Annotated in this window: 24 protein-coding genes, 1 riboswitch and 1 other annotated feature; of the genes, 8 read left to right on the top strand and 16 right to left on the bottom strand. The window is 44.6% G+C overall.

The annotated features are described in order from the left end of the window. Positions 1-13 precede the first annotated feature (13 nt). Together QWZ07_RS11175 and QWZ07_RS11170 are read left to right on the top strand one after the other, a co-directional pair. Positions 14-1231, top strand: coding sequence for an EAL and HDOD domain-containing protein (locus QWZ07_RS11175; RefSeq protein WP_017109913.1), 1218 nt, complete (start codon positions 14-16; stop codon positions 1229-1231). A 118-nt stretch (positions 1232-1349) separates the two neighbouring features. After that, positions 1350-1862: a YchJ family protein gene (locus QWZ07_RS11170; protein ID WP_192852722.1), complete on the top strand. Its 513-nt coding sequence runs from the start codon at positions 1350-1352 to the stop codon at positions 1860-1862. A gap of 184 nt (positions 1863-2046) precedes the next feature. Here QWZ07_RS11170 and hisIE read toward each other — a convergent pair whose 3' ends face one another. From hisIE to QWZ07_RS11125, 9 genes are all read right to left on the bottom strand, one after another. Beyond that, positions 2047-2697, bottom strand: coding sequence for a bifunctional phosphoribosyl-AMP cyclohydrolase/phosphoribosyl-ATP diphosphatase HisIE (gene hisIE / locus QWZ07_RS11165; protein ID WP_065103833.1), 651 nt, complete (start codon positions 2695-2697; stop codon positions 2047-2049). Further along, positions 2694-3467 carry an imidazole glycerol phosphate synthase subunit HisF gene (hisF, locus tag QWZ07_RS11160; RefSeq protein ID WP_017109916.1) on the bottom strand — a complete coding sequence of 258 codons (774 nt, stop codon included), beginning with the start codon at positions 3465-3467 and terminating at the stop codon, positions 2694-2696. Before hisF ends, hisIE begins: the two co-directional genes overlap by 4 nt. Further along, the gene (gene hisA, locus QWZ07_RS11155) at positions 3449-4186 is read right to left on the bottom strand and encodes a 1-(5-phosphoribosyl)-5-[(5-phosphoribosylamino)methylideneamino]imidazole-4-carboxamide isomerase (protein ID WP_012604374.1); all 738 of its coding nucleotides are present in this window, start codon (positions 4184-4186) and stop codon (positions 3449-3451) included. Before hisA ends, hisF begins: the two co-directional genes overlap by 19 nt. Positions 4187-4229: 43 nt before the next feature. Further along, positions 4230-4844 carry an imidazole glycerol phosphate synthase subunit HisH gene (gene hisH, locus QWZ07_RS11150; protein ID WP_192852721.1) on the bottom strand — a complete coding sequence of 205 codons (615 nt, stop codon included), beginning with the start codon at positions 4842-4844 and terminating at the stop codon, positions 4230-4232. Positions 4845-4868: 24 nt separating this feature from the next. Next, entirely contained in the window at positions 4869-5957 is a 1089-nt protein-coding gene (gene hisB, locus QWZ07_RS11145) for a bifunctional histidinol-phosphatase/imidazoleglycerol-phosphate dehydratase HisB (RefSeq protein ID WP_192852720.1), read from the bottom strand. Positions 5958-6088: 131 nt separating this feature from the next. Then, entirely contained in the window at positions 6089-7129 is a 1041-nt protein-coding gene (hisC, locus tag QWZ07_RS11140) for a histidinol-phosphate transaminase (RefSeq protein ID WP_017109920.1), read from the bottom strand. A 9-nt stretch (positions 7130-7138) separates the two neighbouring features. Continuing rightward, complete coding sequence (gene hisD / locus QWZ07_RS11135) at positions 7139-8452, bottom strand: histidinol dehydrogenase (RefSeq protein ID WP_192852719.1); 1314 nt, start codon at positions 8450-8452, stop codon at positions 7139-7141. Between the two features lie 5 nt (positions 8453-8457). Further along, on the bottom strand, positions 8458-9354 hold the full coding sequence (gene hisG / locus QWZ07_RS11130) for an ATP phosphoribosyltransferase (RefSeq protein ID WP_029223418.1): 897 nt from the start codon (positions 9352-9354) through the stop codon (positions 8458-8460). A 53-nt stretch (positions 9355-9407) separates the two neighbouring features. Beyond that, positions 9408-9543 (bottom strand) — a sequence feature (His leader region). A gap of 190 nt (positions 9544-9733) precedes the next feature. Further along, on the bottom strand, positions 9734-11326 hold the full coding sequence (locus QWZ07_RS11125) for a Na+/H+ antiporter NhaC family protein (protein ID WP_065103837.1): 1593 nt from the start codon (positions 11324-11326) through the stop codon (positions 9734-9736). 112 nt (positions 11327-11438) lie between these two features. Then, positions 11439-11616: riboswitch (Lysine riboswitch) on the bottom strand. A gap of 364 nt (positions 11617-11980) precedes the next feature. Here QWZ07_RS11125 and QWZ07_RS11120 point away from each other — a divergent pair. After that, positions 11981-12391 (top strand): H-NS family histone-like protein, encoded by a 411-nt coding sequence (locus tag QWZ07_RS11120; RefSeq protein WP_017109924.1) that lies wholly within the window; start codon positions 11981-11983, stop codon positions 12389-12391. Positions 12392-12563: 172 nt separating this feature from the next. On the opposite strand, the gene QWZ07_RS11115 is transcribed toward QWZ07_RS11120, so the two are convergent. Both QWZ07_RS11115 and QWZ07_RS11110 read right to left on the bottom strand, forming a co-directional pair. Beyond that, positions 12564-13868, bottom strand: a complete 1305-nt coding sequence (locus tag QWZ07_RS11115) for an inosine/guanosine kinase (RefSeq protein ID WP_017109925.1) — start codon at positions 13866-13868, stop codon at positions 12564-12566. Between the two features lie 102 nt (positions 13869-13970). Next, positions 13971-14240 (bottom strand): hypothetical protein, encoded by a 270-nt coding sequence (locus QWZ07_RS11110; RefSeq protein WP_004734567.1) that lies wholly within the window; start codon positions 14238-14240, stop codon positions 13971-13973. A gap of 203 nt (positions 14241-14443) precedes the next feature. On the opposite strand from QWZ07_RS11110, the gene mnmA reads away from it, so the two are divergent. From mnmA to purB, 3 genes are all read left to right on the top strand, one after another. After that, a complete protein-coding gene (gene mnmA / locus QWZ07_RS11105) occupies positions 14444-15580 on the top strand; it encodes a tRNA 2-thiouridine(34) synthase MnmA (protein ID WP_192852718.1) in 1137 nt (378 codons plus the stop codon). Between the two features lie 48 nt (positions 15581-15628). After that, complete coding sequence (gene hflD / locus QWZ07_RS11100; RefSeq protein ID WP_004734565.1) at positions 15629-16246, top strand: high frequency lysogenization protein HflD; 618 nt, start codon at positions 15629-15631, stop codon at positions 16244-16246. A 143-nt stretch (positions 16247-16389) separates the two neighbouring features. After that, positions 16390-17760, top strand: coding sequence for an adenylosuccinate lyase (gene purB / locus QWZ07_RS11095; RefSeq protein ID WP_017109928.1), 1371 nt, complete (start codon positions 16390-16392; stop codon positions 17758-17760). 262 nt (positions 17761-18022) lie between these two features. Here purB and htpX read toward each other — a convergent pair whose 3' ends face one another. Continuing rightward, positions 18023-18886, bottom strand: coding sequence for a protease HtpX (gene htpX / locus QWZ07_RS11090; protein ID WP_054546660.1), 864 nt, complete (start codon positions 18884-18886; stop codon positions 18023-18025). A gap of 277 nt (positions 18887-19163) precedes the next feature. Between htpX and QWZ07_RS11085 the strand changes: the two genes are divergently transcribed. After that, positions 19164-19331, top strand: a complete 168-nt coding sequence (locus QWZ07_RS11085) for a hypothetical protein (RefSeq protein WP_017078977.1) — start codon at positions 19164-19166, stop codon at positions 19329-19331. Between the two features lie 114 nt (positions 19332-19445). Here the strand turns inward: QWZ07_RS11085 and bioD are convergent, their stop codons facing one another. From bioD to bioB, 4 genes are read right to left on the bottom strand one after another with little or no spacing between them, the layout of a single operon-like run. Next, positions 19446-20129, bottom strand: coding sequence for a dethiobiotin synthase (bioD, locus tag QWZ07_RS11080; protein WP_029223420.1), 684 nt, complete (start codon positions 20127-20129; stop codon positions 19446-19448). After that, positions 20126-20929 carry a malonyl-ACP O-methyltransferase BioC gene (gene bioC, locus QWZ07_RS11075; protein WP_192852717.1) on the bottom strand — a complete coding sequence of 268 codons (804 nt, stop codon included), beginning with the start codon at positions 20927-20929 and terminating at the stop codon, positions 20126-20128. The genes bioD and bioC overlap by 4 nt, the downstream gene beginning before the upstream one ends. Further along, complete coding sequence (gene bioF / locus QWZ07_RS11070; RefSeq protein ID WP_192852716.1) at positions 20930-22093, bottom strand: 8-amino-7-oxononanoate synthase; 1164 nt, start codon at positions 22091-22093, stop codon at positions 20930-20932. Continuing rightward, positions 22080-23132, bottom strand: a complete 1053-nt coding sequence (gene bioB, locus QWZ07_RS11065; protein WP_192852715.1) for a biotin synthase BioB — start codon at positions 23130-23132, stop codon at positions 22080-22082. The genes bioF and bioB overlap by 14 nt, the downstream gene beginning before the upstream one ends. Positions 23133-23291: 159 nt before the next feature. On the opposite strand from bioB, the gene bioA reads away from it, so the two are divergent. After that, a complete protein-coding gene (gene bioA / locus QWZ07_RS11060) occupies positions 23292-24575 on the top strand; it encodes an adenosylmethionine--8-amino-7-oxononanoate transaminase (RefSeq protein ID WP_192852714.1) in 1284 nt (427 codons plus the stop codon). The last annotated feature ends 171 nt before the right edge of the window (positions 24576-24746 follow it).

Raw genomic sequence — 24746 nt, 5'->3', positions numbered from 1 at the left:
ACACAGTACCAAGTTGAAATATTCATACGTAGCGCGTCAACCAATACTCGATACAGACAAGAAAACCATAGGTTACGAGTTGCTATTCAGGGACGGTCCTAAGAACACTTTCCCTGAAGTAGAGCCGGAGCTCGCTACTAGCCGTTTGCTTTCCGACCACTTTTTATCAACTCACTATAATACGTTGGGTGATAAGCTGGGGTTCGTTAACTTTCCTTATACAAGTCTGATTAACTTGGTCCCGACGCTGTTTCCAAAAGAAAGCCTCGTTGTTGAGGTTCTTGAAGACTGCGAACCAACCGACGAACTACTTGAAGCAATCAAAGCCATCTATGATGCAGGTTATACCATCGCATTGGACGACTTTGTGCCAAGCAAAGCGTGGAAGCGCTTCTTACCGTACGTTTCAATTATCAAGTTTGATATCCGTTTGATCTCAATTGCGAAAGCTTCGATGTTCATGAACTCTCTCAAAGGGTTAGACATTAAGTTCCTCGCTGAAAAAGTCGAGACTTACGACGAATATCAAGAAGCAAACCAAGCAGGCTTCACCTACTTCCAAGGTTATTTCTTCAGTAAGCCGGAAATGATCCAAACTCGTGCTCTCAACCCTGCGTTTTTGACGATTGTTCAGCTGTTGAAAGAGATCGCTAACGACCCTATCGACTTCGGTGAAGTTGAACGTCTGATCACATTAGACGTCACGCTGTCTTACAAGTTACTTGCCTATGTGAACTCTGCAGGCGGCTCAGCAACAACCATTCGTTCGTTTCGCCAAGCGCTAATCTTCCTTGGCGAACAAAAACTACGCAAGTTCGTTTCACTTGTGGCGATTGCATCCGCGAAAGAAGACAAGCCAGATTCACTCTATGGTTTAGCGGTATTACGTGCACGTGAGTGTGAACTGTTAGTCGAGAAGATGAATGTGAAAGTTGAACCCGGACAAGCCTTTTTGACCGGTATGTTCTCTCTACTCGATTCTCTGTTTGACCAACCGTTAAAGCAAGTGCTGGACTCAGTGCCAATTGATGAAGAGATTAAGCAAGCTCTGATACAACGCAAAGGTGTGCTGGGTGCGATCTTGGCGATGGTTATCGCTTATGAGCAAGCTCGATGGGATGAAGCAACGCGCATTCGTAAACTACTCAAGTTAAGCGAGGCCGAACTCGGGCAAGCTTATGACGAAGCGACGACTTGGGCTCAAGAGCTGTTATCACCTTCGTTGAAATAGTCCACTTCACATAACTGTACCAATGGAAACTAAGCTTTGGTGAGCGATCGTTTCTTGGTAAACTCCCACGCATTCATTTATGGCCTCTTAATAGAGGCCATTTTTACAGGATTTGACTATGTCTTCATGCCCATGCGGTAGCAAAAATACTTACCAACAATGCTGTGAATCAGCACACCTTAACCACAGTGCCGTTGAAACACCCGAGCAATTGATGCGCTCACGTTATTCTGCGCATGTACTTGGTTTGGTGGATTATGTGGTTGCTACTTATCATCCAAGCTGCAATGCAGAAGCGCAGAGAGAAGGTATTGCCGAATCTATCGATAGTGATTGGGCAGGTCTAGAAGTTATAGATACAACAATAGGCTCACACGAGAACGAAGGCTTTGTTGAGTTTAAAGCTTACTTCAATGAAGAAGGCGAACAATACTGTATGCAAGAGCGCTCGCGCTTCGTTCATGAAGACGGTCTTTGGTATTACATTGATGGCACCTTCCCGGAACAAGAAGAAGCTACACAGCCAGAAATCGATCCTCGCTTAAACCAAACCGTTGAGAGCTTTAAGATCGGCCGCAACGACCCATGCATTTGTGGCAGTGGTAAGAAATATAAAAAGTGCTGCGGGTAACTCGTACATCTAGGAAGTCAGATTAAGAGAAGAGATTCCTGATGTCGCTTGGGCTCCTCGGAATGACAGCGCCTAAAGGTGAAGAGATGTACTCAAGAATTGAACGCTAAAAAAGCCCCGTAAACATGGTTGTTTACGGGGCTTTTATCTGTCTTTTACGTGGTTCTATTAATCTAAAGAGAGCTTACTTATGGCGCTCTTTTAGTTTGTTCACCACGTCGTTCATCGATAGGCCTTGGTCTTGTAAAAGAACCATCAAGTGATAAATCAAATCCGCAGATTCGCACACTAACTCCGCCTTATCGCCCGACGTCGCCGCAAGCGCGACTTCAACGCCTTCTTCGCCCACTTTTTGCGAAATACGCTTGGTGCCACGGGCATATAGGCTGGCAGTATAAGAAGATTCAGGATCGGCGTCCTTGCGGGCAGCCAGTAGCTGCTCAAGCTGATGAAGCCACACCATCTGAGACTCTTGTTGTTTGTCTCCGTCCCAGCACGTTGTTGTACCAGTGTGGCATGTTGGGCCAATGGGATTAACTTTAACCAGTAAGGTGTCGCTGTCACAGTCCAAGGCAATGTTTTGCAGTTGCAATACGTTGCCCGACGTTTCACCTTTCGTCCAAAGACGCTCTTTAGTGCGAGAGAAAAACGTCACTTGGCCAGTTTCGCCTGTTTTCTCGAGTGCTGCTGGGTTCATGTATCCCATCATCAGCACTTGGCTAGATTGGTAATCCTGAACAATAGCTGGCACCAAGCCACCCACTTTTTCCCAATCAATACGCTCTGACAATGCGCCTACTTCTGTTTTTGATAAGCTTACGGGTTCAAAACTCATAGTCGCACCTCTACATCTTGTTGTTTTAAATACTGTTTAAGTTCACCAATATTGATGACTTGTTTGTGGAATACCGAAGCCGCAAGTGCTCCATCCACGTTGGTCTTTTTATAAGCTTCAGCAAAGTGCTCCATCGCACCTGCGCCACCTGACGCAATCAATGGAACATTACATACTGAGCGAACCATGTTGAGTTGCTCGATATCGTAACCGTTACGAACACCATCTTGGTTCATCATGTTCAACACAATCTCACCTGCACCACGCTTCTGTACTTCTTGCACCCAATCTTTGGTTTCCCATTTGGTTGCTTTGGTACGCGCTTCGTCGCCTGTGAATTGGTAAACCTGATATTTACCGGTTTCTTTATCAAAGTATGAATCGATACCGACAACGATACACTGCACGCCGAACTTATCAGCAAGGTCAGTGATCAGTTGCGGATTAGCCAATGCCGGTGAGTTGATTGACACTTTATCAGCACCAAACTCAAGAATACGCGCTGCATCTTCCGCTGATTTAATACCACCAGCCACACAGAAAGGAATATCAATCACTTCTGCTACACGTTTTACCCAGCTCTTGTCGACTACACGACCATCGCTTGATGCAGTGATATCGTAAAATACTAATTCATCAGCGCCCTCTTCCGCATAACGTTGCGCTAACGGAACGATGTCACCAATAATTTCGTGGTTACGGAACTGAACGCCCTTAACCACCTGTCCATCACGGACATCCAAACAAGGGATTATTCGCTTTGCCAACATGCAAATGCCTCCTCTGCGGTGAATTTACCATCAAGCAGTGCGCGACCAACAATTACACCAGCAACACCGCTGCCTTTAAGCGCTTCGATATCAGCTAAGCTGCCAATGCCGCCCGATGATTGGAATTGTACTTGTGGGTACTGCTTACAAAGATCAACGTAAAGCTCTACGTTTGATCCTTCTAGCGTGCCATCTCGCGAAATATCTGTACACAGAACGTGTTTAAGACCAACCGTTAGATAGTCTTCAATCAGTGCTTCAATCGTCACGCCTGAATCTTCTTGCCAACCTGAAATCGCGACTTTACGTGTGCCGCTTTCGTCAATATTGATGTCCAGAGCCAGCACGATTTTTTCCGCACCGTACTTCTCCATCCAACCTTTAACCAACTCAGGTTGCTTAACTGCCGTAGAACCAACCACTACGCGCTGTGCGCCAGCTTCTAGCAGATCAACGACATCTTGTTCGTTACGCACACCACCACCAATCTGGATGTTCGCAGGCGTGCTAGCAAGTAGCTTAGCGATCAAGTCTAACTGACGGGCCGTTGTGTCTTTTGCGCCGGTTAAATCAACAAGGTGAAGCCAACCTGCGCCAGCTTGGTGATACAGGTTAAACTGTTCTGCTGGGTCTACTTTGTATTCTGTTACTTGCCCGTAGTCCCCTTGGAATAAGCGAACTACTTGGCCTTCAATTAAATCTAACGCGGGAATAATCATTTACATTCCTTATAGGGCAACGTTAGCCGCTGCCAAATCCTTATTACAATTCCAAGAAGTTCTGAATCAGCTTAGAGCCAGCTTTTGACGAACGCTCTGGGTGGAACTGAACACCATAATAGTTGCCACTTTGCACCGCCGCTGTGAACGGATTACCGTAATCACATTGTGCGATAGTGTAATCACCCACCGGCATTGCGAAGCTGTGTACAAAGTAGAAGTACTCGCCTTCTTCAATGTCTTTGAATAAAGGGTGGTTAGGTGTCGCGGTAACTGTGTTCCAACCCATGTGTGGTAGCGGTAAATCACCCGTTTCAAGTAAACGAACTTCACCATCACACAAGCCTAAACATTCAACTAACGCGTCAGCCTTTTGGCCTTTCTCTTGAGACAGCTTGCCTAACAGTTGCATGCCTAAACAAATACCCAGCAGAGGCTTCTCTACTTGCTTCACAAGAGAAACAAGGTCGCGCTCTTGCAAGTTCTTCATTGCCTCACTTGCTGTGCCTACACCCGGTAGGAATAGCTTGTCGGCAGCTAGAACCACTTCTGGCTCTTTTGAAATCTCAACCGCATAACCCAGACGTTCAACCGCAAATTTCACCGATGAAACGTTGGCACAACCGGTATCAATGATGACTACTTTCTGATCTTTCATTGTCTTTCCTTGATAACGTAAGCCTTACAGGACGCCTTTGCTGCTTGGTAACTCGTTACCTTCAACTTTAATTGCTTGGCGAAGAGTACGACCAAACGCTTTAAACAAGCTCTCAATGATGTGGTGATCATTATTGCCAGTAGAAGAAAGGTGTAGCGTACAAGCCAGCGTGTCGGTTAGAGAACGGAAGAAGTGAACCACCATCTCAGTCGAAAGATCACCCACTTGTTCGCGGCTGAACTTAGCATCGAACTTCAGGTATGGACGACCAGAAAGGTCTAGCGCACACTGAGCTAAACACTCATCCATTGGCAAGCTGAAACCAAAACGGCCAATACCACGTTTGTCACCTAGCGCATCTTTCAGTGCTTGGCCTAACGCAAGCGCCGTGTCTTCTACTGTGTGGTGATCATCAATGTGTAGATCGCCCTTCACAGTCAGGTTCATTTGGAAACCGCCGTGTGTCGCGATTTGATCAAGCATGTGGTCGAAGAAACCCATGCCAGTATCGATCTTGTTGCCACCGGTTTCATCAAGGTTTACGGCTACCTTGATATCCGTTTCTTTAGTGGTACGAACTACTTCAGCAACACGAGCATTAACCGTTAGATCTTTAACGATCTGTGGCCAGTTAAGTGTGCCTTCCGTTTGCGCATCTGGTCCATATTGGATACCACGAATTGCCATGTTCTCAGCAAGTTGAAGATCCGTCATTCGATCGCCAATCACGACTGACTTTTGGAAGTCGACTTTACCGCCTTGAAGGTATTCTTTAACCATTCCTAGCTTTGGTTTGCGGCAAGAACAGTTGTCTTCATCAAAGTGAGGGCAGATTAGAACATCATCAAACTGAACGCCCTGAGATTCAAAGAACTCCATCATCATGTTGTGCGGAGCATCGAACTCTTCTTGCGGGTAGCTATCTGTGCCTAGACCATCTTGGTTAGTGACCATCACTAAGCGATAACCTGCATCTTGTAGTGCAAGTAGGCTAGGAATCACTAACGGTTCGAATTTTAGCTTGTCTAAACGGTCTACTTGAAAGTCGACTGGCGGCTCAACAATTAAGGTGCCATCACGGTCTATAAAAAGTATTTTCTGTTGTTTACTCACTTGAACTTCCTTTTAATTTTAAATCTGGTGGCCTAGCAAAAATCAAACGCTAACCCAAATAATGGTTTCATTTGCCAGCTGGTTATTAATCAACTCAAGACTGACAAATGTTATTACTGATAAACCGTTCGTTACTGATAAAAGTTACGAATGAATCCAAGTGTCTTTTCGCACTCTTCGCGGTTACCAATACTAATGCGAACACAGTTTTCAATTGGCGAATTACGTAAAATAATACCGCTGTCCCATGCTGCTTTGAATAAATCATCACCGTTAGGGAATTTAACCAGAAGGTAATTACCCCAACCATCGAATACCGTTATTTGAGGCATGCCCATTAGGCCCGCTTGTAAATAAGCTCGGTTGGCACTCAAATCAAGAACTTGAAATTTTGCTCTTGCTAACCCGTGTTCTGACAGCGCTTGAACAGCAATGTCAGCAACAGGAACAGGCACTGGATAAGGTGCTATCACTTTCAACAGTACATCAATCAGTTCTTGGTTTGCTAGAGTAAATCCGCAACGTAAACCCGCCAATGCAAATGCTTTCGAGAGAGTTCGAAGAATCGCTAGATTCGGATACTGGGCAAGCAAATCCACCGTTGATGCTTCAGGGCAGAAATCGATATACGCTTCGTCCATTACAACAATCGCTTTGTCTTGAGTCATCTCAAGCAGTTTAACGATGTCTTTACGGTTAACTAAGTTACCTGTTGGGTTATTTGGGCTACAAACAAAGACCACTTTTACGTTATCAAGTTGAGCTTCAATCGCCGGTAAATCCAGTTGCCATTCAGACGTCAGCGGCACGACCTTACGCTCAACACCGATAGTCTCCGCGCTGATTGCGTACATACCGTAAGTTGGAGGGCAATAAAGAATCGCGTCTTCATTTGGCTCACAGAACGCACGAATCAAAAGCTCAATACCTTCGTCAGCACCACGAGTAGTCAACGTTTGCTCTGGTGCAACACCCGCATATTGAGCGTAAGCATCGATTAGCTCTTTAGGCTGACACTCGCTGTAGCGATTAAGTCGAGTCAGATTTAAGGTGTACTCGTTATCAAACGGAGATTCGTTGGCGTTCAACCATACATCTCCGCTGCCACCAATTCGTCTTGCAGACAAGTAAGGTGTTAGAGCCTGAACTTGTTTTCTTGCTAACTTTTCCATGCCCTACCCTTATTTCGCTTTATTTAACTTTTCAAATCGATTTAATTTTTCAACTCGGATAGTCACCGCACGCTTGTGTGCGTCCAAACCTTCGGCTTCCGCCATTGTGACTACCGTTGGCGCTAGGCCTTGTAAGCCATCAGCTGTTAACTCTTGTACCGTCATACGCTTAGAGAAATCCGCCAAACCTAGGCTTGAATAGGTTTTGGTGTAACCGTAAGTCGGTAACACGTGGTTTGTACCAGAAGCGTAATCACCCGCAGATTCAGGAGACCAATCACCCAGGAAGATTGAACCTGCATTGTCTAGCAATGGCAGAAGTTCACGTGGATTCTTGGTTTGAACAATCAAGTGTTCAGGGCCGTAGAAGTTCGAAATCGCAATCGCCTGAGTGATCGATTCAGCGATGATAATTAGGCTTGATGCCAATGCTTGCTGGGCGATCGTTGCTCGAGACAACTCTTTCAGTTGTTTCTGCACCGCATCGGTTACTTGATCGGCAATCACTGGAGATGGTGTTACCAATACAACCTGAGAATCAGGACCGTGTTCCGCTTGGCTCAGCAAATCCGCAGCAATGAAATCTGCATCTGCTGTTTCATCGGCAATGACTAACACTTCAGACGGTCCAGCAGGCATATCAATCGCAGCGCCACGGAAGTCGTTACTTACTTGGCGTTTAGCTTCCGTTACGTAAGCGTTACCTGGGCCGAAGATCTTATCAACTTTAGCAACGCTCTCTGTACCGTACGCCATCGCAGCAACCGCTTGACCACCGCCTACATTGTAAACCTCATCGATTTTACAAAGTTTAGCGACATACAAAATTTCATCTGCAATTGGCGGAGGTGAACAAAGCACAACCTTACGACAACCAGCAATCTGAGCAGGAACACCCAACATAAGAACCGTTGATGGAAGTGGTGCGCTGCCCCCAGGGATGTACAAACCCACCGTATTAATAGCGCGAGTCACTTGCTCACAAACCACACCTGGTTGAGTTTCAACCTTAATTGGTTGAGGTTTTTGAGCTTCGTGGAACTTAGCGATATTACGATAAGCTTGCTCAAGCGCTTGCTTCATCTCTGGTGTTAAACGCGCGCAGGCTTCTTCGATCTCTTCAGAACGTACTCGAATCGATTCCGGTGTCACACCGTCAAACTTTTCGGTCAATTCTTTGAGCGCTGCATCGCCTTCATTTCTTACTTTTGCAATTACACCAGACACAGTTGCTGTGATATTCGCACCTTCAGCAATCGCTGGGCGCTCTAATACTGAGTCTTGCTGTGATTCACTTAATGATTGCCAAACAACGGTTCTCATAGCAGTTACCCCATCATTTTTTCGATTGGTAGTACTAGGATTGAGCTTGCACCCAACTCTTTCAATTGTTCCATAGTTTCCCAGAACAAGTTCTCTGTACTTACTAGGTGAACGGCAACTTTGTCTTTGTCTGTTGATAGAGGAAGAACCGTTGGATCTTCAGCACCAGGCAGTAGTGCTTTGATTTGCTCTAGCTGAGATGTTGGAGCGTGAAGCATGATGTACTTCGACTCTTTTGCTTGTTGAACACCCTGCATACGAGTCAGTAGTTTTTCAATCAATGCAGTCTTGTCAGCGTCGAACTCACCAACACGTTGAATCAGTGTTGCTTTAGATTGGAAGATAGCTTCTGCTTCTTTTAGGCCGTTTGCTTCCAGCGTCGCACCTGTAGAAACCAAATCGGCGATAGCGTCTGCTAGGCCTGCGCGAGGAGCCACTTCAACCGAGCCTGTTAGCATACAAGTGCTGAATTCAACACCCTGCTCGTCCATGTAGGCTTTTAGTAGTTGTGGGTAAGTGGTCGCAATACGTTTGCCCGCTAGATCTTGTGGGCCGTTGTATTCTTCGTCTTTGTTGATAGCGATAGAAAGGCGGCAACCACCGAAGTCTAAACGACGCAGTGTGCGGAACTCTGAAGGCTCTTTAAGAGCAACACGGTCTAGGCGAACCTCTTCTAGTTCATTTTCACCGATAAAACCAAGGTCAACGACACCATCCATGATAAGGCCTGGGATGTCATCATCACGAACCAGTAACAAGTCGATTGGCATATTTAGTGAATGAACAACTAGGCGCTCACCCATGATGTTAAATTTAACACCACATTTTTTAAGTAGATCTTGGCACTCTTTACTTAAGCGACCTTTCTTTTGAATTGCGATTCTTAGGCGTTGTGTCTGCATTGCTGTATCCCTGTGCAAATATTTGAATTTATTGATTATTTAAAAGCGCTAAAACTAAAAAACCCCCGGAAGACTTTGTCGTCCCGAGGGTTTAAATCTAAATTCTTTGACTTAACCTCCGGGAGAATTCTTGCTCCCGGGTATACGTAAATCTCCCCGAAAGACTAGATAGGGTGATGATGGTGATGAATGTTCATTACTAGTTTACGCATACTTATCAGCTCTTAGGTTGTTTGCTGTCTTGTCTCCACACTAACTAAGGTCACATCCTTTTTCAACCATTTATTCGAACTTTTTTCACGAAATTTAAAATTAAATTAACAGGCACAAAAAAGGGAGGCCAATGCCTCCCTGATACTTTACTGATTAACTTTCACTTTTAGCTTTTGCACGTCGCCATTTTGCAACGAGAGAAGTAAGCCAATGCAAAACATACTGCAACGAACGTTAGAGACGCAGCACTAAACGCGATGCCAATTGAAGACGTCATACCTAGTGTGATGAAACCAATACACGATACAAACGCTACAGACAGCGCATAAGGAAGCTGAGTCGATACGTGGTCAATGTGGTTACAACGAGCACCGGTAGAAGACAGAATCGTTGTGTCAGAGATTGGAGAACAGTGGTCACCGAATACTGAACCAGCCAGAACCGCACTTAGCATAGGTAGAATCAGCGCGATGTCAGAAGCTGCAGCCATGTCACCTGCGATAGGAAGCATGATACCGAACGTACCCCAAGATGTACCTGTCGAGAATGCCATTAGGCCAGCAAGAAGGAACAAAATAACCGGTAGCCAGTGGTAATCAATGTTGCCAGTCGCTAGAGATGATAGGTACGAACCTGTTTTCATGTCGCCGATAACAGAACCGATAGTCCATGCAAACACAAGGATAAGGATAGCGCCAAACATTGAGCTCGCACCGATCCACATTGTTCTTGCGATATCAGACATTGGTAGCTTTTGCTTGAATACTGTCGCTAACGCAACAAGCAGACCTAACACGCCACCGTAAACAAGAGACTTGCCTACATCTGTGTTTTCGAACGCGCCAAGCAGGTTGAAAGCTTGACCGTCAGCAGCCAACGCTTGGCCACCCGTGTAAAGCATGGCAGCAACTGTTGCTACGATTAGCGATACGATTGGCATAACGAGATCAGAAACAGAACCGTTCTCGCTCTCTTCAATATCTAGCTCTTCGTTCAGGTCATGAGCTTGCTTTTGATCGTTGTCACCATCAAAGCCACGGCCTTGTGATGCTTCAATCTCATGCTCGCGCATTTTACCAACGTCTAGACCAAACCACGCTACCGCAAATACCATAAGTAGTGCGAATACAGCGTAAAAGTTCATTGGGATAAGACGAACGTAAGCACCCAGTGCAGAATACTCTGTCACACCGTGTGTTACTAAGATGCCACCAATAATAGTAATGATGTAAGCACCCCAGCTAGAAGCAGGCATGATCACACACATAGGAGCAGCAGTAGAATCTAGGATATAAGCTAGCTTAGCGCGAGATACATAGAAACGGTCTGTTACAGGACGAGAGATAGCACCTACCGCTAAGCTGTTGAAGTAATCATCAACAAAGATGAATACGCCTAAGAAGGCAGCAAGTAGTTTTGAACCACGTTTGCTCTTCACACGAGACTGTGCCCATTCAGCGAATGCGCGAGTACCGCCAGAAAGTGTTAATAGAGCGGTCATCATTCCAAGGATAAGTAGGAATGCGATAATGCTCATGTTCCAAGTGTTGATACCACCATCTTCGATGAAAACACCAGATGCTTTAGTAAACACGTAGCTAGCTGCGTTACCAACTGAATAATCAGCAAGTAGAATCGCACCCATGACGATACCGACACCCAAAGAAACCAATACACGGCGGGTAACAATAGCAAGAGTCAATGCAACCAAAGGAGGAAGCAGCGATAAAGGCGATGTTGCAAAATCTATTAAATTCATGATCTTCAAAAACCAGTTTTTTATTTGGCTAGAGATCTACTGCAGACAAACTTGATACGACTTATCAAGCTCATGTTGAACTAAGCGAAAGGGAAGTGAACACTTCACCCAACCCTACAGTAGCGCTCCATAGTTTAAAATTAAGACTATGGCAGTGTTGTACCTATTGAGCACAACCCCAGCAAATTGCTTAGATATACAATTTACTTCGGCAATTAGACCTTTCATTCCCGTTCATTGGCATCACCCCAACGAAAACTACTTTTTATAATTGCACCTCTACGTGCGATAACATTATTAACCGTGTAAACCAGAGTTTAACAACAAATTAACCAAAGCATCGCATCAGGTAGCCGCAATTGTACTCATCAAGAGCAACAATGCAACATATCATTCCGAGAAAAATAGGGTTTTGTTAATGAACTAATCAATACAAAAATAGTCTACAGAAAGCAATTACTCCACCAGTCACATATCGATTTTTAAGAAAATCTTAATAATTATTATAAATTCATCAAAAGTGAGTCGTTTCTTTTTCAACTATTCATCTCACTTTTATATTTAAATAACCAATACAAGAAATACTATTTGTTTTATTCCTAGGCTCTGTTTATTATTAGGAAGATTATTTAGTTTACCTTGATGGAAAATATCATGTCTGAATTAACAAAAACTTTATTGAATATCCGTAGCCTTCGCGCATTCTCACGTGAATTAACTCTTGAGCAACTTGAAGAAGCACTAGACAAGCTAACTATTGTTGTACAAGAGCGTCAAGAGTCTGAAGCTGAAGAACAAGCTGCTAAAGCAGAGCAAGAAGCTAAGCTTTCTGCTATTGCTGAACAAATTGCAAAAGACGGCATCGATGTTGCTGATCTTATTGCTGCGCTTTCTGGTGAAGCAAAAACAAAAACAGCAAAAGCTAAACGTGCTCCTCGTCCAGCTAAATACAAATATGTAGATGGCAATGGCGATGAGAAAACTTGGACAGGTCAAGGTCGTACGCCTTCAGCTATCCAAGAACAACTAGATGCTGGTAAATCTCTAGAAGAGTTTGCTATCTAAACATTTAGTTTACTTAGTGGGTAATCAATTACACGCTAAGCAATAGAATTAATATTAAGGTCGACTAAAGTATTATTTACGGCTTCAATATGTTCAGAAACAAAAAAGGCTCCTTTCGGAGCCTTTTTTATATTTCGCTATTAGAAATATAAATGAGAACGATAAAAATATCTTATCTTTCCCAGTATGCTTCTTCTAGGCTATCTTCTCTTTCAGGAAGGCCGCGAGACAAGCGTGGTGAGTGCTGAACCAACACTTCATAACTTGCACGGTTTGAATATTTGCAAACTTGTGAAAAAGATGAATACGTTAAAAATGCATGTTGATGCTTGCTAGAGTTCGGCACATTTTCTTTATGATATTTATTTGCAGCCATATCATGCAATAAAGCCGACAACGCCGCATCCCCTGCACCATTGGTATTTTTGATCTTTTCTGGACCACCCATGTAAGGGGCAATATGCGAATAGATCTTCGTTGGGTTGTCACATAAGTCTTTATGCGCAGGACGGCTAAATTCATAGCGGTTAAATTCAGCAATTGAGCCTGGTAGCAACGGTAATGACGTTTCACGCTTCACAGCGTCTTCAGTGTAACCCGCCATAAACAAGCCAACAGGGCCTGCCGTACATAGAACCAAGTCTACCCAATCGAGTGCTTTGTCCGAAGCAGCAAGAGGATCGCTTTCACCTGTTAAGGCTTCAGCTTCGTCTTCATTCATTGCAACAACGGTTACGTGCTGTTCCAGGAAATCTTTCCAGAACTCTGGGTCATCTTGAATAACGAATTTAGTACCAAGTGTTAAAACAACAGGCACATCGTATTTCTTCGCGTATTCAATAGCTTTCATTGTTGCTTCAGGCATAGGGTCGCCTGGCTTACAACGAACTAGATACGCTGTTAATACTAAAGCAGAAGCACTTTTGAAGATTTTCTCAGGAATGCTCTCTGGTTTTAATTGGTTCATTTGTCCTTCGCTAATTGCGAAAGTACGTTCACCATCTTCTGTAATTAATGCAAAGCAACGACCAATTGCGCCATCTACCCCTTGTAAATGGTTCAGATCCATTCTGCTTGATGTATTACATAAATAGCGGTAACCGTAGCTACCAATTTTAATATCTTGGCTCATTACACCTAACAGTGTTGAACGGTCATCCGCCAATACTGAGTAATTGTGTAATGTGTTACCGATCGTACCACCAGCGTATTCATTAGTGATCAGGCACTGTTCTTTTAATTCTTGATATAAGGATTCAGCAGCTTCATCACCGATAACCAGTGAGTGTCCCTTACTTAGGCCATATTTTTCGATTAGCTCAGAACTCACTTTCGCTTCAATATCCACCAAAGTTTGGTCAATACCGATAATATGAGTACGTGACATTCTTTTGCTAGTTTGAGCTTGGCTTACTAAAGGATCACGAGCGTGAACCGGAAAATAGTGCTTTGATTTACGTTGTCCAGGGAATTTCATAAGGCTAGTCTAAGTCAAGGGGAAATAGGTGGCGGATTCTACCGCGCTATATTTAACGCGGCAATCTTTCAAACTATAGCAAACGTTTGCTAGGCTATTTTTTTATTCACCTTCCATAAAGCTTAAATCAGGCAGCATGCCTAAATGCTCGGCGTAACGTTTTTGATTAAACTCAGCGCCGTTTTTCATCACGTCAAATACTTCAATTGCCAATGCACATGCCATTGCAGCAATTGCCTCTTCACGAGGAGTACCTGTCATCATTAAACGCATCAGCGTCTCTTTCACTTTCACAGGTTGGCCATCTTCAAGTTGGTTCTCGATAATCTCGATCAACTGTTCTTCTTGCATAAACTCATTTTGTTCAGACATTTTTTATCTCAGGTCTTGGATTTCGAGCGACTATGCCACATATAGATCTGACATCCTAGCGAGTCTCCTCGCGTTCATGCGATTCTCTAACGAAGTCAGCGCAATATTTGTGCAAATGAAACTGTGATTCCGGTCTCGGATCTGTCACGGTGTTTCTCTTTCTGTTAGAATCTGCGACCAAGTAATAGTAACGGTGTTTAGACATGTCAGATATCAGCTCTGGAAACAGCGAAAAGAAAGTAATTGTCGGTATGTCCGGCGGTGTAGATTCGTCAGTATCGGCGTATCTTCTTCAGCAACAAGGCTATCAGGTAGAAGGCCTTTTCATGAAAAACTGGGAAGAAGACGATAACGAAGAATACTGCACGGCAGCTGAAGACCTTGCTGATGCTCAAGCGGTATGTGACAAGTTAGGTATCCACCTTCACACTATCAATTTTGCAGCTGAGTACTGGGATAATGTATTCGAGTACTTTCTTGAAGAATACAAAGCGGGTCGTACACCGAACCCAGATATCCTTTGTAACAAAGAAATCAAATTCAAAGCATTCTTAGAGTTTGCGGACGAAGTATTAGACGCAGACTACATTGCTATGGGTCATTACGTTCGTCGTACTTTCCCAACTCAAGAAGAGCTAGACGCTGGCGTGAAACCAGAAATGCTACGTGGCCTAGACAGCAATAAAGACCAAAGCTATTTCCTATACACGCTAAGTTCAGATCAAGTGGCACGCAGCCTATTCCCTGTGGGTGAATTAGAGAAGCCTGAAGTGCGCCGTATTGCTGAAGAGCAAGACTTGATCACTGCGAAGAAAAAAGACTCTACCGGTATCTGCTTTATCGGTGAGCGTAAATTCACGGAGTTCTTAGGCAAATACCTACCTGCTCAACCGGGTAATATCGAGACACCTGAAGGCCAAGTGATTGGTCAACACCAAGGCTTGATGTACCACACTTTGGGTCAACGTAAAGGTCTTCATATTGGCGGCACTAAAGGTGGCGGCGGTAACGAAGAACCATGGTTTGTTGGTGAAAAAGATCTTAAGCGTAACGTTCTGATCGCGGTTCAAGGTAAAGACCATCCGCTTCTTAAATCAGAAGGTTTGTTCGCATCTCAGCTTCATTGGGTTAATCGCACACCAATTACTGAAGTTATGACATGCACGGTAAAAACACGTTACCGTCAGATCGATATTCCTTGTACAATCATCCCAATTGACGATGATAACATTAAGGTTATCTTCGATGAGCCGCAAATCGCTGTAACACCAGGCCAGTCGGCTGTGTTCTACCAAGATGAAGTATGTCTTGGTGGTGGTATCATCGAAAAACGCATCTAATCGAATCGAACGAACAACAAACGATAGAAAACAACTAGGAGTTACTACGTGGCTAATACACTTTATGACCGTACTATTGCTTTCGCTGGAATTTGCCAAGCTGTGGCTTTGGTTCAACAAGTAGCGAAAGACGGCCGTTGTGATAAAGATGCCTTCGAAGCTTCACTCAATGCCATTTTAAATACTAACCCAGCGAACACTGTGGGTGTATTTGGCCGTGAGGCGAACCTAAAGCTAGGCCTTGAATGCTTAGTAAAGGGTATCGACAGTACTCCTGCTGGTAGCGACATTACTCGCTACATCATCAGCTTGATGGCGCTTGAACGTAAACTATCTGCTCGCAATGACTCTATGTCACAGCTTGGCGATCGTATTCAAACCGCAGAGCGTCAAACTGAGCACTTCGATCTGTTTGATGAGCAAATGATCAGCAACCTTGCGAGCATCTACTTAGATGTAGTGAGCCCTATTGGCCCTCGTATTCAGGTTTCTGGTACGCCAGCCGTACTTCAACAGACATCGAGCCAACATAAGGTTCGTGCCCTGCTGTTATCAGGCATTCGAAGCGCTGTTTTGTGGCGTCAAGTTGGCGGCAAACGTCGCCACCTTATCTTCGGTCGCAAAAAAATGATCGAGCAGGCTCAAATCCTGCTAGCTCGCATGTAATTTATTAGCTCGCGCCTTGTCGCGAGCTTGTTTTTTGTACCAATACAACTCTCACGCAAACGATTGCGCAATATGCGTGACAATTGAGATTGTTACTGGTATAAACCTCTCAAAATTTAGAAAACTCAATTCAGGAGAACACCATGGAACTGTCAGCATTGACTGCTGTTTCACCAGTAGACGGCCGTTACGGAAGCAAGACTGTTGCATTACGCAGCATCTTTAGTGAGTTTGGCCTACTAAAGTACCGCTCTATCGTTGAAGTTCGTTGGTTACAAAAGCTTGCAGCTACAGATGCAATCAAAGAAGTTCCAGCGTTCAGTGCAGAAGCTAACCAGTTTCTTGATGAACTAGCTGCTAACTTCAGTGAAGAAGATGCTCTACGTATCAAAGAGATCGAGCGCACGACTAACCACGACGTTAAAGCGGTTGAGTACTTCTTGAAAGAGAAAGTTGCTGGCGTTCCTGAACTTCACGCTGTAAACGAATTTATTCACTTTGCATGTACTTCTGAAGACATCAACAACACCTCTCACGCGCTTATGCTTAAAGAAGCTCGTGACACAGTGATTCTTCCAGAAATCCGTAACGTAATTGATGCTATCAAAGCACTTGCGAACGAGTACCGTGATATTCCATTACTGTCTCGTACACACGGTCAGCCTGCTTCTCCTTCTACTATGGGTAAAGAGATGGCTAACGTTGCGTACCGTATGGAACGTCAATACAAGCAAATCGAAAACGTTGAAATCCTAGCGAAAATCAACGGTGCTGTAGGTAACTACAACGCACACCTTTCTGCATACCCAGAAGTTGAATGGCACCAGTTCAGCGAAGAGTTCATCACTGAATCTCTTGGCGTAACTTGGAACCCGTACACAACTCAAATCGAACCTCACGATTACATCGCTGAGCTTTTTGATGCAATTGCACGTTTCAACACTATCCTTCTAGACTTCGACCGTGACGTTTGGGGCTACATCGCTCTTGGTCACTTCAAGCAGAAGACTATTGCTGGCGAAATCGGCTCTTCTACAATGCCGCATAAAGTTAACCCAATTGACTTCGAAAACTCTGAAGGCAACCTTGGTCTAGCGAACGCAGTATTTAGCCACCTAGCACAAAAACTTCCAGTTTCTCGCTGGCAGCGTGACCTTACTGACTCTACAGTTCTTCGTAACTTAGGTGTTGGTGTTGGCTACGCAATCATTGCATACACTTCGACTCTGAAAGGTATTAGCAAGCTAGAAGTTAACCGTGCTGCGCTACTTGCTGAACTAGACAAGAACTGGGAAGTATTGGCTGAACCAGTACAAACAGTAATGCGTCGTTACGGTATCGAGAAACCATACGAGAAGCTAAAAGAGCTAACTCGTGGTAAACGTGTAGATGGCGAAGGCATGCGTGCATTTATCGATGGCCTTGAGATTCCTGAAGACGAGAAAGTTCGTCTGAAAGAGATGACTCCAGCGAACTACATCGGTCAAGCTATCGAGCTAACTGACAAGCTGTAAGATTCGAATTTCGAATCACAGAATTGACTAAGGCTTCCCATGTGGAAGCCTTTTTGTTGCGTATGAACAAATGTTTCGAACAATAGTCCCTAAGTAAAACAACAGTCGTCAATCAAACCTGACTTTTCCAACTAGCCTCCCCTATTCGAATACTGCAAACCATATTAGAGAAACATCCTTAAACGCCAAGATCAAAAAAGGCCTCCCGAAGGAAGCCTTTCAAAGGTCTCTTGTCGACTAGCGACGACAGAATACGTTGCGACTACATGTTACGTAGAGACGCGATACGCTTATCTAGTGGCGGGTGGCTCATTAGTAGCTCAGTAAGCGATTTCTTGCCGTTGATACCAAACGCCATCATAGAACCTTCTAGTTGTGGCTCGTGGCTCACCTTTAGACGCTCTAGCGCTGCAATCATCTTCTCTTTACCCACTAGGTTTGCTGCACCTGCATCGGCATGGAATTCACGATGACGGCTGTACCACATCGTAATGAAGCTCGCTAAGAAACCAAATACCAATTCCAACACCATAGACACACCGAAGTACACCATCATGTTGCTGCCACCCTCTTCTTCGTTGTCATTCGACGCAACAATGTTGGCGATGAAACGAGATAGGAAGATAACGAACGTGTTCACGACACCTTGCATTAGAGTCATCGTCACCATGTCACCATTCGCGATGTGGCTAACTTCATGCGCTAATACCGCTTCAGCTTCGTCACGCGTCATGTTGTGTAGCAGGCCTGTTGATACCGCTACCAATGAATCGTCACGCTTAGCACCTGTTGCGAATGCGTTGATGTCTGGCGAGTCATAGATCGCCACTGTTGGCATACCAATACCAACTTGTTGAGCTTGACGGCTTACCGTCTCCATCAACCAATGTTCTGTTTCGTTACGTGGGCTTTCAATGACCATGCCGCCTACTGAGCGTAGCGCCATTTTCTTTGACATCATTAATGAGATGAATGAGCCACCAAAGCCAAATACCGCAGCCATTAACAGCAAGCCTGAGAGGCTTCCTGGTTGCATACCTGTGACTGCATATACAATATTAAGAACAACACTTAGTACCAATACAACCGCAAGGTTGGTTGCAAGGAACAACATTACTCGCTTCATTACTTATCTCCGCATGAAAGCTGTTTTTATAAAACTTATTGTTATAGACAAGGCAGACAGCAATTTATTCCAACCTTGAAGACTTATACTTACTTATACATATAGTCTTAGATTAAGAAAACAAGGTTAAGCATTAAATTGCAACATTTGATTACGAGATTGTAGCTGAGTTAATCGCGGTCTATTAGACCTAAGTCGTATGGTGTCGATATAACAATCCGTTTACAGTGACCTCAGATGATTTATTGGCTAGTCCATGTACAAAAAGGGAACGATCATGGTTGAAGGTACTAACACTCAAATGGCTATCGATTTACTGTGCTGTCACCTAGGGATTACTGAAGAAGAAGCGAAAAAGCAGATTGGAATCCTAACACCGCAAACGGCACAGACAAAAATCACAGAAACACAGCAAGCACTAATGGGACTTACAAAAGAACATTAATCCCAAGCTTGCTGGATTAAAAGACCGGTTGTTCATCAACTTATGGTCAAAGGCTTAACATAGCAAAAGGGCTGCAATCGCAGCCCTTTTCTTGTTTAACGCATAACTTGAAACTTAGAGTTCAAGCAATGGCTGTACATTAATGTACTTACCAATGTTCTTAGACTTAGCTTTTGGCACGTAAGGGATCTCACCCAGTTTTGGCGCGCCTAGCTTGTCTTCCAACATCGCAATAATATCAGCATAGTGCTCAGTGCCTGGATTAATACGGTTAGCAACCCAACCTACTAGGTTTAGACCATCTGCACGAATCGCTTCTGCGGTTAACAAAGCGTGGCTCAAACAGCCAAGCTTAATACCCACAGTCAGTACGACTGGAAGCTGCTCTTTCTTAACCCAGCTAGACAAGTATTCATCGTCTGAAACCGGAACACGCCAGCCACCAGCACCTTCAACTAAAACGATGTCTGAATTCTGTTTATGCTCTTCTAACTTTGCTGATAATACCGCTTCATCAACCACGACACCGTCATGCTTAGCTGCGATATGCGGTGATGATGGTAATAGCAACGCGTACGGGTTAACGTCTTCGTAAGCAACATCTTGCGTCGCCGCTTCTTGAAGATGCAGCGCGTCACTGTTACGTAACCCTTCAGGGTATTGTTCACACCCCGCAGCAACTGGCTTGTAGCCAATTGTTGATAAATCTTGTGCGGCCAAAGCTTGAAGAATCGCTTTTGAAACCACAGTTTTTCCCACTTCGGTATCCGTACCTGCAATGAATAATGCATCAATCATAATTGAATAACCCCTAAACAAACTTGATATGTTGCTGGCAAGAAACCTTGATGGTTTTTAAACTCTCGATATTCCCGTTCAACAAGCTGCAACATACGGCGACTTGTTAAACCTTGTGAGCGACCACTTACGTGATTAGCGCCGATACCTTTAAGGTCGCGCATCAGTTCAAACGCAGTGTCGTACCAAACGGTGATGGTGGGCAAGTCTAGTTGATGAGTCGTACAGCTAGATTGCGCTAACGCAATTTTTACCTGATTGATTGTAATAAAATGGTTAACGTGTTGATGTGCGTCAATTTTGGACCACGACTTTTTCAGTTCAAACAGTGATCCATCAAGCAAAGTTGAGAAAATAACACGTCCACCAACCGCTGTAACACGCTTCATCTCTCTCAAAGGCGACGACAAGTCGTCACACCATTGCAACGCAAGGCTAGAAAAAGCGATGTCAAAGTGCCCGTCTTCAAACGGTAATTGCTCGGCATCGGCTTGTTGATATAAAGAGACAGATGCACCACAGCGTTGTTTTGCTTCGTCCAACATTCCATTGGAAAGGTCAGCGCATACTACTGCAGCACCTCGCTTAACTAACTGTTCAGAGAAATACCCTGTACCACAACCTAGATCGAGCACCTTTAACCCAGAGAGGTCACTCGGTAGCTTATCCAATAGTCGGTGGCCTACGTCGCGCTGAAATTCAGCGTGTTTGTCATAGGTTGTTGCTGCTTTACCGAAAGCTTCGGCAATAGCACTCTTATCTTGGCCTACGTAATTATCCACTACTGCTTCTTGTGACATTTACTGAGCCTCACTATTTAACTCTATTGCTTTAAGCAACGAGCTGGTTAACTGAAGAACCTGCTTCTGACTGTGGTTGGCCGTTAAAGTAATACGCAAACGAGCTGTCCCAGTAGCCACGGTTGGTGGCCTGATCGCCGTTACCCAAACTTGTTTATGCTTCAACTCTTCTGCAATAGAAAGCGCGGCTTGGGCTTCACCAATCACAAATGGCTTAATCGGAGTCTGAGTATCAATAAAACCATTCACACCACTCATTTGCTCCGCATAGAGCGCACCTAATTCCATGAGCTTCTCTCGACGCCACTCTTGCGTCTGAATCATCTGACACGCATGAGACAAAGCCACCGCTTGTGAAGGTGGCATCGCCGTCGAATACACATGATGACGAGCAAACTGAGTTAAGTAATCACCCACTTCTGACGAACAAAGAATCGCAGCACCAGAAAGGCCAAATGCTTTACCAAAGGTCACCACCAAGATATCAGGTGAGATTTGTGCGGCGTTGCAGCTCCCTGCCCCTTTATCACCTAATACGCCAATACCGTGGGCATCATCAACCGCCAACCAACTGTCGTATTGACTAGTCAGGCTAGATATCTGACTGAGAGGCGCTTGATCACCATCCATGCTGAACACACCCTCAGTCACAACCAAGGATTGTGGAGTTTGACTCAATAGCGACTCTAAATGTTGTGTGTCGTTGTGCTTAAAGCGTTTCATGGTTGCAGGTGAAAGTATCCCCGCTTCCATTAAAGAGGCGTGGTTAAGTTTGTCTTGCAACAGAGAGTCGTCTTTATCGAGCAGAGAAAACAACAAAGCTTGATTAGCACTGAAACCAGAACTAAAGAGAATGGCACGTTCAAAGCCAAGCCATTCACACAGCTGAGCCTCTAAATTTCGATGAGCAGGGCTAAAACCCGTGACCAATGGCGATGCCGCACTGCCGGCACCATATTGGGAAAGTCCGGTTTGCCATGCATCGACCAGTTCAGGATCATTTGCCAAGCCTAAATAGTCATTACTCGAAAAATTAATGAAGTTAGAACCTTCGCTAGTAAGCAAAGGGCCATTACTGTTTTCTAACACCTTAAGTTGACGAGTTAACCCTTGCTCGCGACGATGAGCAAGGGCACTTTTGATGCGAGATTTAAACAATGGCATCGTAGAACATGTCATCTTTCGTTGGACGAGCAGCAACCCGCTCCACCACTTGATCTAACAGTTCGTTTTCTTGAATTTCATCAGGCTTCTGAGCCACTTGTTGGCTGTTGATACCTAACTTCTTAAACAGCTGCATATCCGTGTCTTCATCTGGGTTTGGTGTAGTCAGTAGCTTACAACCGTAGAAGATAGAGTTCGCGCCAGCCATGAAACACATCGCTTGCATCTGTTCATTCATATTCTCACGGCCCGCTGATAGACGAACCGCAGACATTGGCATCATGATACGAGCAATCGCAATCAGCTTAATGAAGTCAAAAGATTCAACATCATCGACGTTTTCCATCGGTGTGCCTTTTACTTTTACCAACATGTTGATTGGCACACTTTCAGGGTGGACTGGGAGGTTCGCTAGCTCAACAAGTAGACCTGCACGGTCATTGGTGCTTTCGCCCATACCAATGATACCGCCAGAGCAAATCTTCATTCCGGCATCACGTACGTGAGATAGAGTGTCTAAACGATCTTGGTAAGTACGAGTAGTAATGATGCTGCCATAGAACTCAGGAGAAGTATCAAGGTTGTGATTGTAGTAATCCAGACCTGCACCCGCTAGCTCATCTGCTTGATCTGGCGTTAGCATACCTAGCGTCATACACGTTTCTAGGCCCATGCCTTTTACACCTTTAATCATATCAGTCAGGTGAGGCATATCGCGTTCTTTCGGGTTTTTCCATGCCGCGCCCATACAGAAACGAGTCGAACCCGCGTTCTTGGCTTTTTGCGCCGCATCCAAAACACGCTCTACTTCCATTAAGCGTTCTTTGTCGACATCCGTTCGGTAGTGAGCACTTTGAGGGCAGTACTTGCAATCTTCAGGACAAGCACCGGTCTTAATTGATAGAAGCGTACTCACCTGCACGTGGTTGTGCTCTTGGTACTGTCTATGAACGACTTGAGCTTCAAACATTAAATCCATAAACGGTTTTTCAAGCAGCGCTGTTACTTCAGCAACTGTCCAGTCATGACGAACTTCCACGTGTCGATCCTTTTTTATTATTTGATGTTTCATCTCTATCAATAGAGATTGCATTTATGCTTGGCTAGTCTACCGACAAGCTTTAGACTGTCAACACATTGATAATATCAAAAGTTTACATCTGGTTATTTTTTAACCTCATCAAGAATGGAAGTTACTATGGATCTCGCCTTTGATCGCCAGCATATCTGGCATCCCTACACATCAACGTTAACACCTCTGACCTGCTACCCAGTCACGAATGCAGACGGTGTTTACCTAGAATTAGAAGGCGGAAAACGAATTATTGATGGCATGTCATCATGGTGGTCAACCATCCATGGCTATAACCACCCGGTATTAAATGCGGCCGCTCACAGCCAAATAGACAAAGTTTCGCACGTTATGTTTGGTGGTATTACCCACCAGCCCGCTATCGATTTATGTAAGAAACTGCTGAATCTCGCGCCAAGTAATCTAGAACACGTATTTCTAGCCGATTCAGGTTCAGTAGCCGTAGAGGTTAGCCTCAAGATGGCTCTCCAATACTGGCATGCCAAAGAACAGCCTCGTTCGAAGTTCCTCACGCTCAGAGATGGCTACCACGGTGATACCTTTGCGGCGATGTCGGTGACTGATCCAGATAACTCGATGCACAGCCTCTACAAAGGCTTTTTACCGGAACATATTTTTGCTGATTCACCAAAAACGGGATTTTGGGATCAATGGAACGCCAACGACATCAACAGCTTTCGAGAAAAGCTGGCAACCCACCATCAAGAAGTCGCTGCGGTGGTCTTAGAGCCAATCGTTCAAGGTGCTGGCGGTATGCGTATCTATCATCCTGAATTCCTGAGACAGGTTCGCTTGCTGTGTGATGAATTCAACGTCTTGCTGATCTTGGATGAGATTGCGACCGGATTTGGCCGTACAGGGAAACTTTTTGCTTGCGAACATGCCGATGTTCAACCGGATATCTTATGCGTAGGTAAGGCGCTAACTGGTGGCTATATGACCCTTTCAGCAACGCTTGCGAGTAAAGAAGTTGCTGACACAGTATGTGGCGGTGAAGCGGGTTGTTTTATGCACGGGCCAACCTTTATGGGTAACCCATTAGCTTGCGCGGTAGGTGCGGCAAGCTTGTCCATCATAGAGCAAGGCGATTGGCAAAATCAGACTCAACAAATTGAGCAACTTTTCTCTGAGTTGCTACCGCCTTTGCGAGAGCATGATCTTGTCAAAGATGTTCGCTGGTTGGGAGCGATTGGCGTTGTTGAAACCCACACTCCTGTCGATATGGAAACCATCCAAGCTCACTTTGTTGAACAAGGCGTTTGGATACGTCCGTTTGGTAAGTTGATTTATATGATGCCTCCCTTCATTAGCAAACCGGAACATATCGAACAACTTGTTTCATCTATTGATAAAGCCCTCCAACAATCTGCTTGCTTCAAGCCAAGTTGATATCAATAAAACCAAATAGAAACACCGAAAACCTATAAGCCGCCTTTAGAATATCGACGGCGGCTTATTCCATGGCTAATAATAAGATAGCCAATAGAAACATCTTGAACCGATATTTATCTCCAATTCCATCCTTACAGACCCCATAAATAAATTTAATCCTCTCCACAA

It is taken from the genome of Vibrio lentus, from assembly GCF_030409755.1.
Lineage (GTDB): Bacteria > Pseudomonadota > Gammaproteobacteria > Enterobacterales > Vibrionaceae > Vibrio > Vibrio lentus.
The sequence above is the reverse complement of the archived record's forward strand: the minus strand, read 5'-3'. Positions and strand labels throughout refer to the sequence as shown.

What these genes read in the sequence shown, in the direction of transcription:
- bioC (WP_192852717.1), bottom strand. Translation starts at nt 20,929, where the DNA reads ATGTCACAAGAAGCAGTAGTGGATAATTACGTAGGCCAAGATAAGAGT.
- QWZ07_RS11085 (WP_017078977.1), top strand. Translation starts at nt 19,164, where the DNA reads ATGGTTGAAGGTACTAACACTCAAATGGCTATCGATTTACTGTGCTGT.
- QWZ07_RS11170 (WP_192852722.1), top strand. Translation starts at nt 1,350, where the DNA reads ATGTCTTCATGCCCATGCGGTAGCAAAAATACTTACCAACAATGCTGT.
- purB (WP_017109928.1), top strand. Translation starts at nt 16,390, where the DNA reads ATGGAACTGTCAGCATTGACTGCTGTTTCACCAGTAGACGGCCGTTAC.
- hisF (WP_017109916.1), bottom strand. Translation starts at nt 3,467, where the DNA reads ATGTTGGCAAAGCGAATAATCCCTTGTTTGGATGTCCGTGATGGACAG.
- QWZ07_RS11120 (WP_017109924.1), top strand. Translation starts at nt 11,981, where the DNA reads ATGTCTGAATTAACAAAAACTTTATTGAATATCCGTAGCCTTCGCGCA.
- QWZ07_RS11110 (WP_004734567.1), bottom strand. Translation starts at nt 14,240, where the DNA reads ATGTCTGAACAAAATGAGTTTATGCAAGAAGAACAGTTGATCGAGATT.
- hisA (WP_012604374.1), bottom strand. Translation starts at nt 4,186, where the DNA reads ATGATTATTCCCGCGTTAGATTTAATTGAAGGCCAAGTAGTTCGCTTA.
- hisC (WP_017109920.1), bottom strand. Translation starts at nt 7,129, where the DNA reads ATGGAAAAGTTAGCAAGAAAACAAGTTCAGGCTCTAACACCTTACTTG.
- bioF (WP_192852716.1), bottom strand. Translation starts at nt 22,093, where the DNA reads ATGCCATTGTTTAAATCTCGCATCAAAAGTGCCCTTGCTCATCGTCGC.
- htpX (WP_054546660.1), bottom strand. Translation starts at nt 18,886, where the DNA reads ATGAAGCGAGTAATGTTGTTCCTTGCAACCAACCTTGCGGTTGTATTG.
- mnmA (WP_192852718.1), top strand. Translation starts at nt 14,444, where the DNA reads ATGTCAGATATCAGCTCTGGAAACAGCGAAAAGAAAGTAATTGTCGGT.
- hisH (WP_192852721.1), bottom strand. Translation starts at nt 4,844, where the DNA reads ATGAAAGATCAGAAAGTAGTCATCATTGATACCGGTTGTGCCAACGTT.
- hisG (WP_029223418.1), bottom strand. Translation starts at nt 9,354, where the DNA reads ATGCAGACACAACGCCTAAGAATCGCAATTCAAAAGAAAGGTCGCTTA.
- hisIE (WP_065103833.1), bottom strand. Translation starts at nt 2,697, where the DNA reads ATGAGTTTTGAACCCGTAAGCTTATCAAAAACAGAAGTAGGCGCATTG.
- QWZ07_RS11125 (WP_065103837.1), bottom strand. Translation starts at nt 11,326, where the DNA reads ATGAATTTAATAGATTTTGCAACATCGCCTTTATCGCTGCTTCCTCCT.
- QWZ07_RS11115 (WP_017109925.1), bottom strand. Translation starts at nt 13,868, where the DNA reads ATGAAATTCCCTGGACAACGTAAATCAAAGCACTATTTTCCGGTTCAC.
- hisD (WP_192852719.1), bottom strand. Translation starts at nt 8,452, where the DNA reads ATGAGAACCGTTGTTTGGCAATCATTAAGTGAATCACAGCAAGACTCA.
- bioA (WP_192852714.1), top strand. Translation starts at nt 23,292, where the DNA reads ATGGATCTCGCCTTTGATCGCCAGCATATCTGGCATCCCTACACATCA.
- bioD (WP_029223420.1), bottom strand. Translation starts at nt 20,129, where the DNA reads ATGATTGATGCATTATTCATTGCAGGTACGGATACCGAAGTGGGAAAA.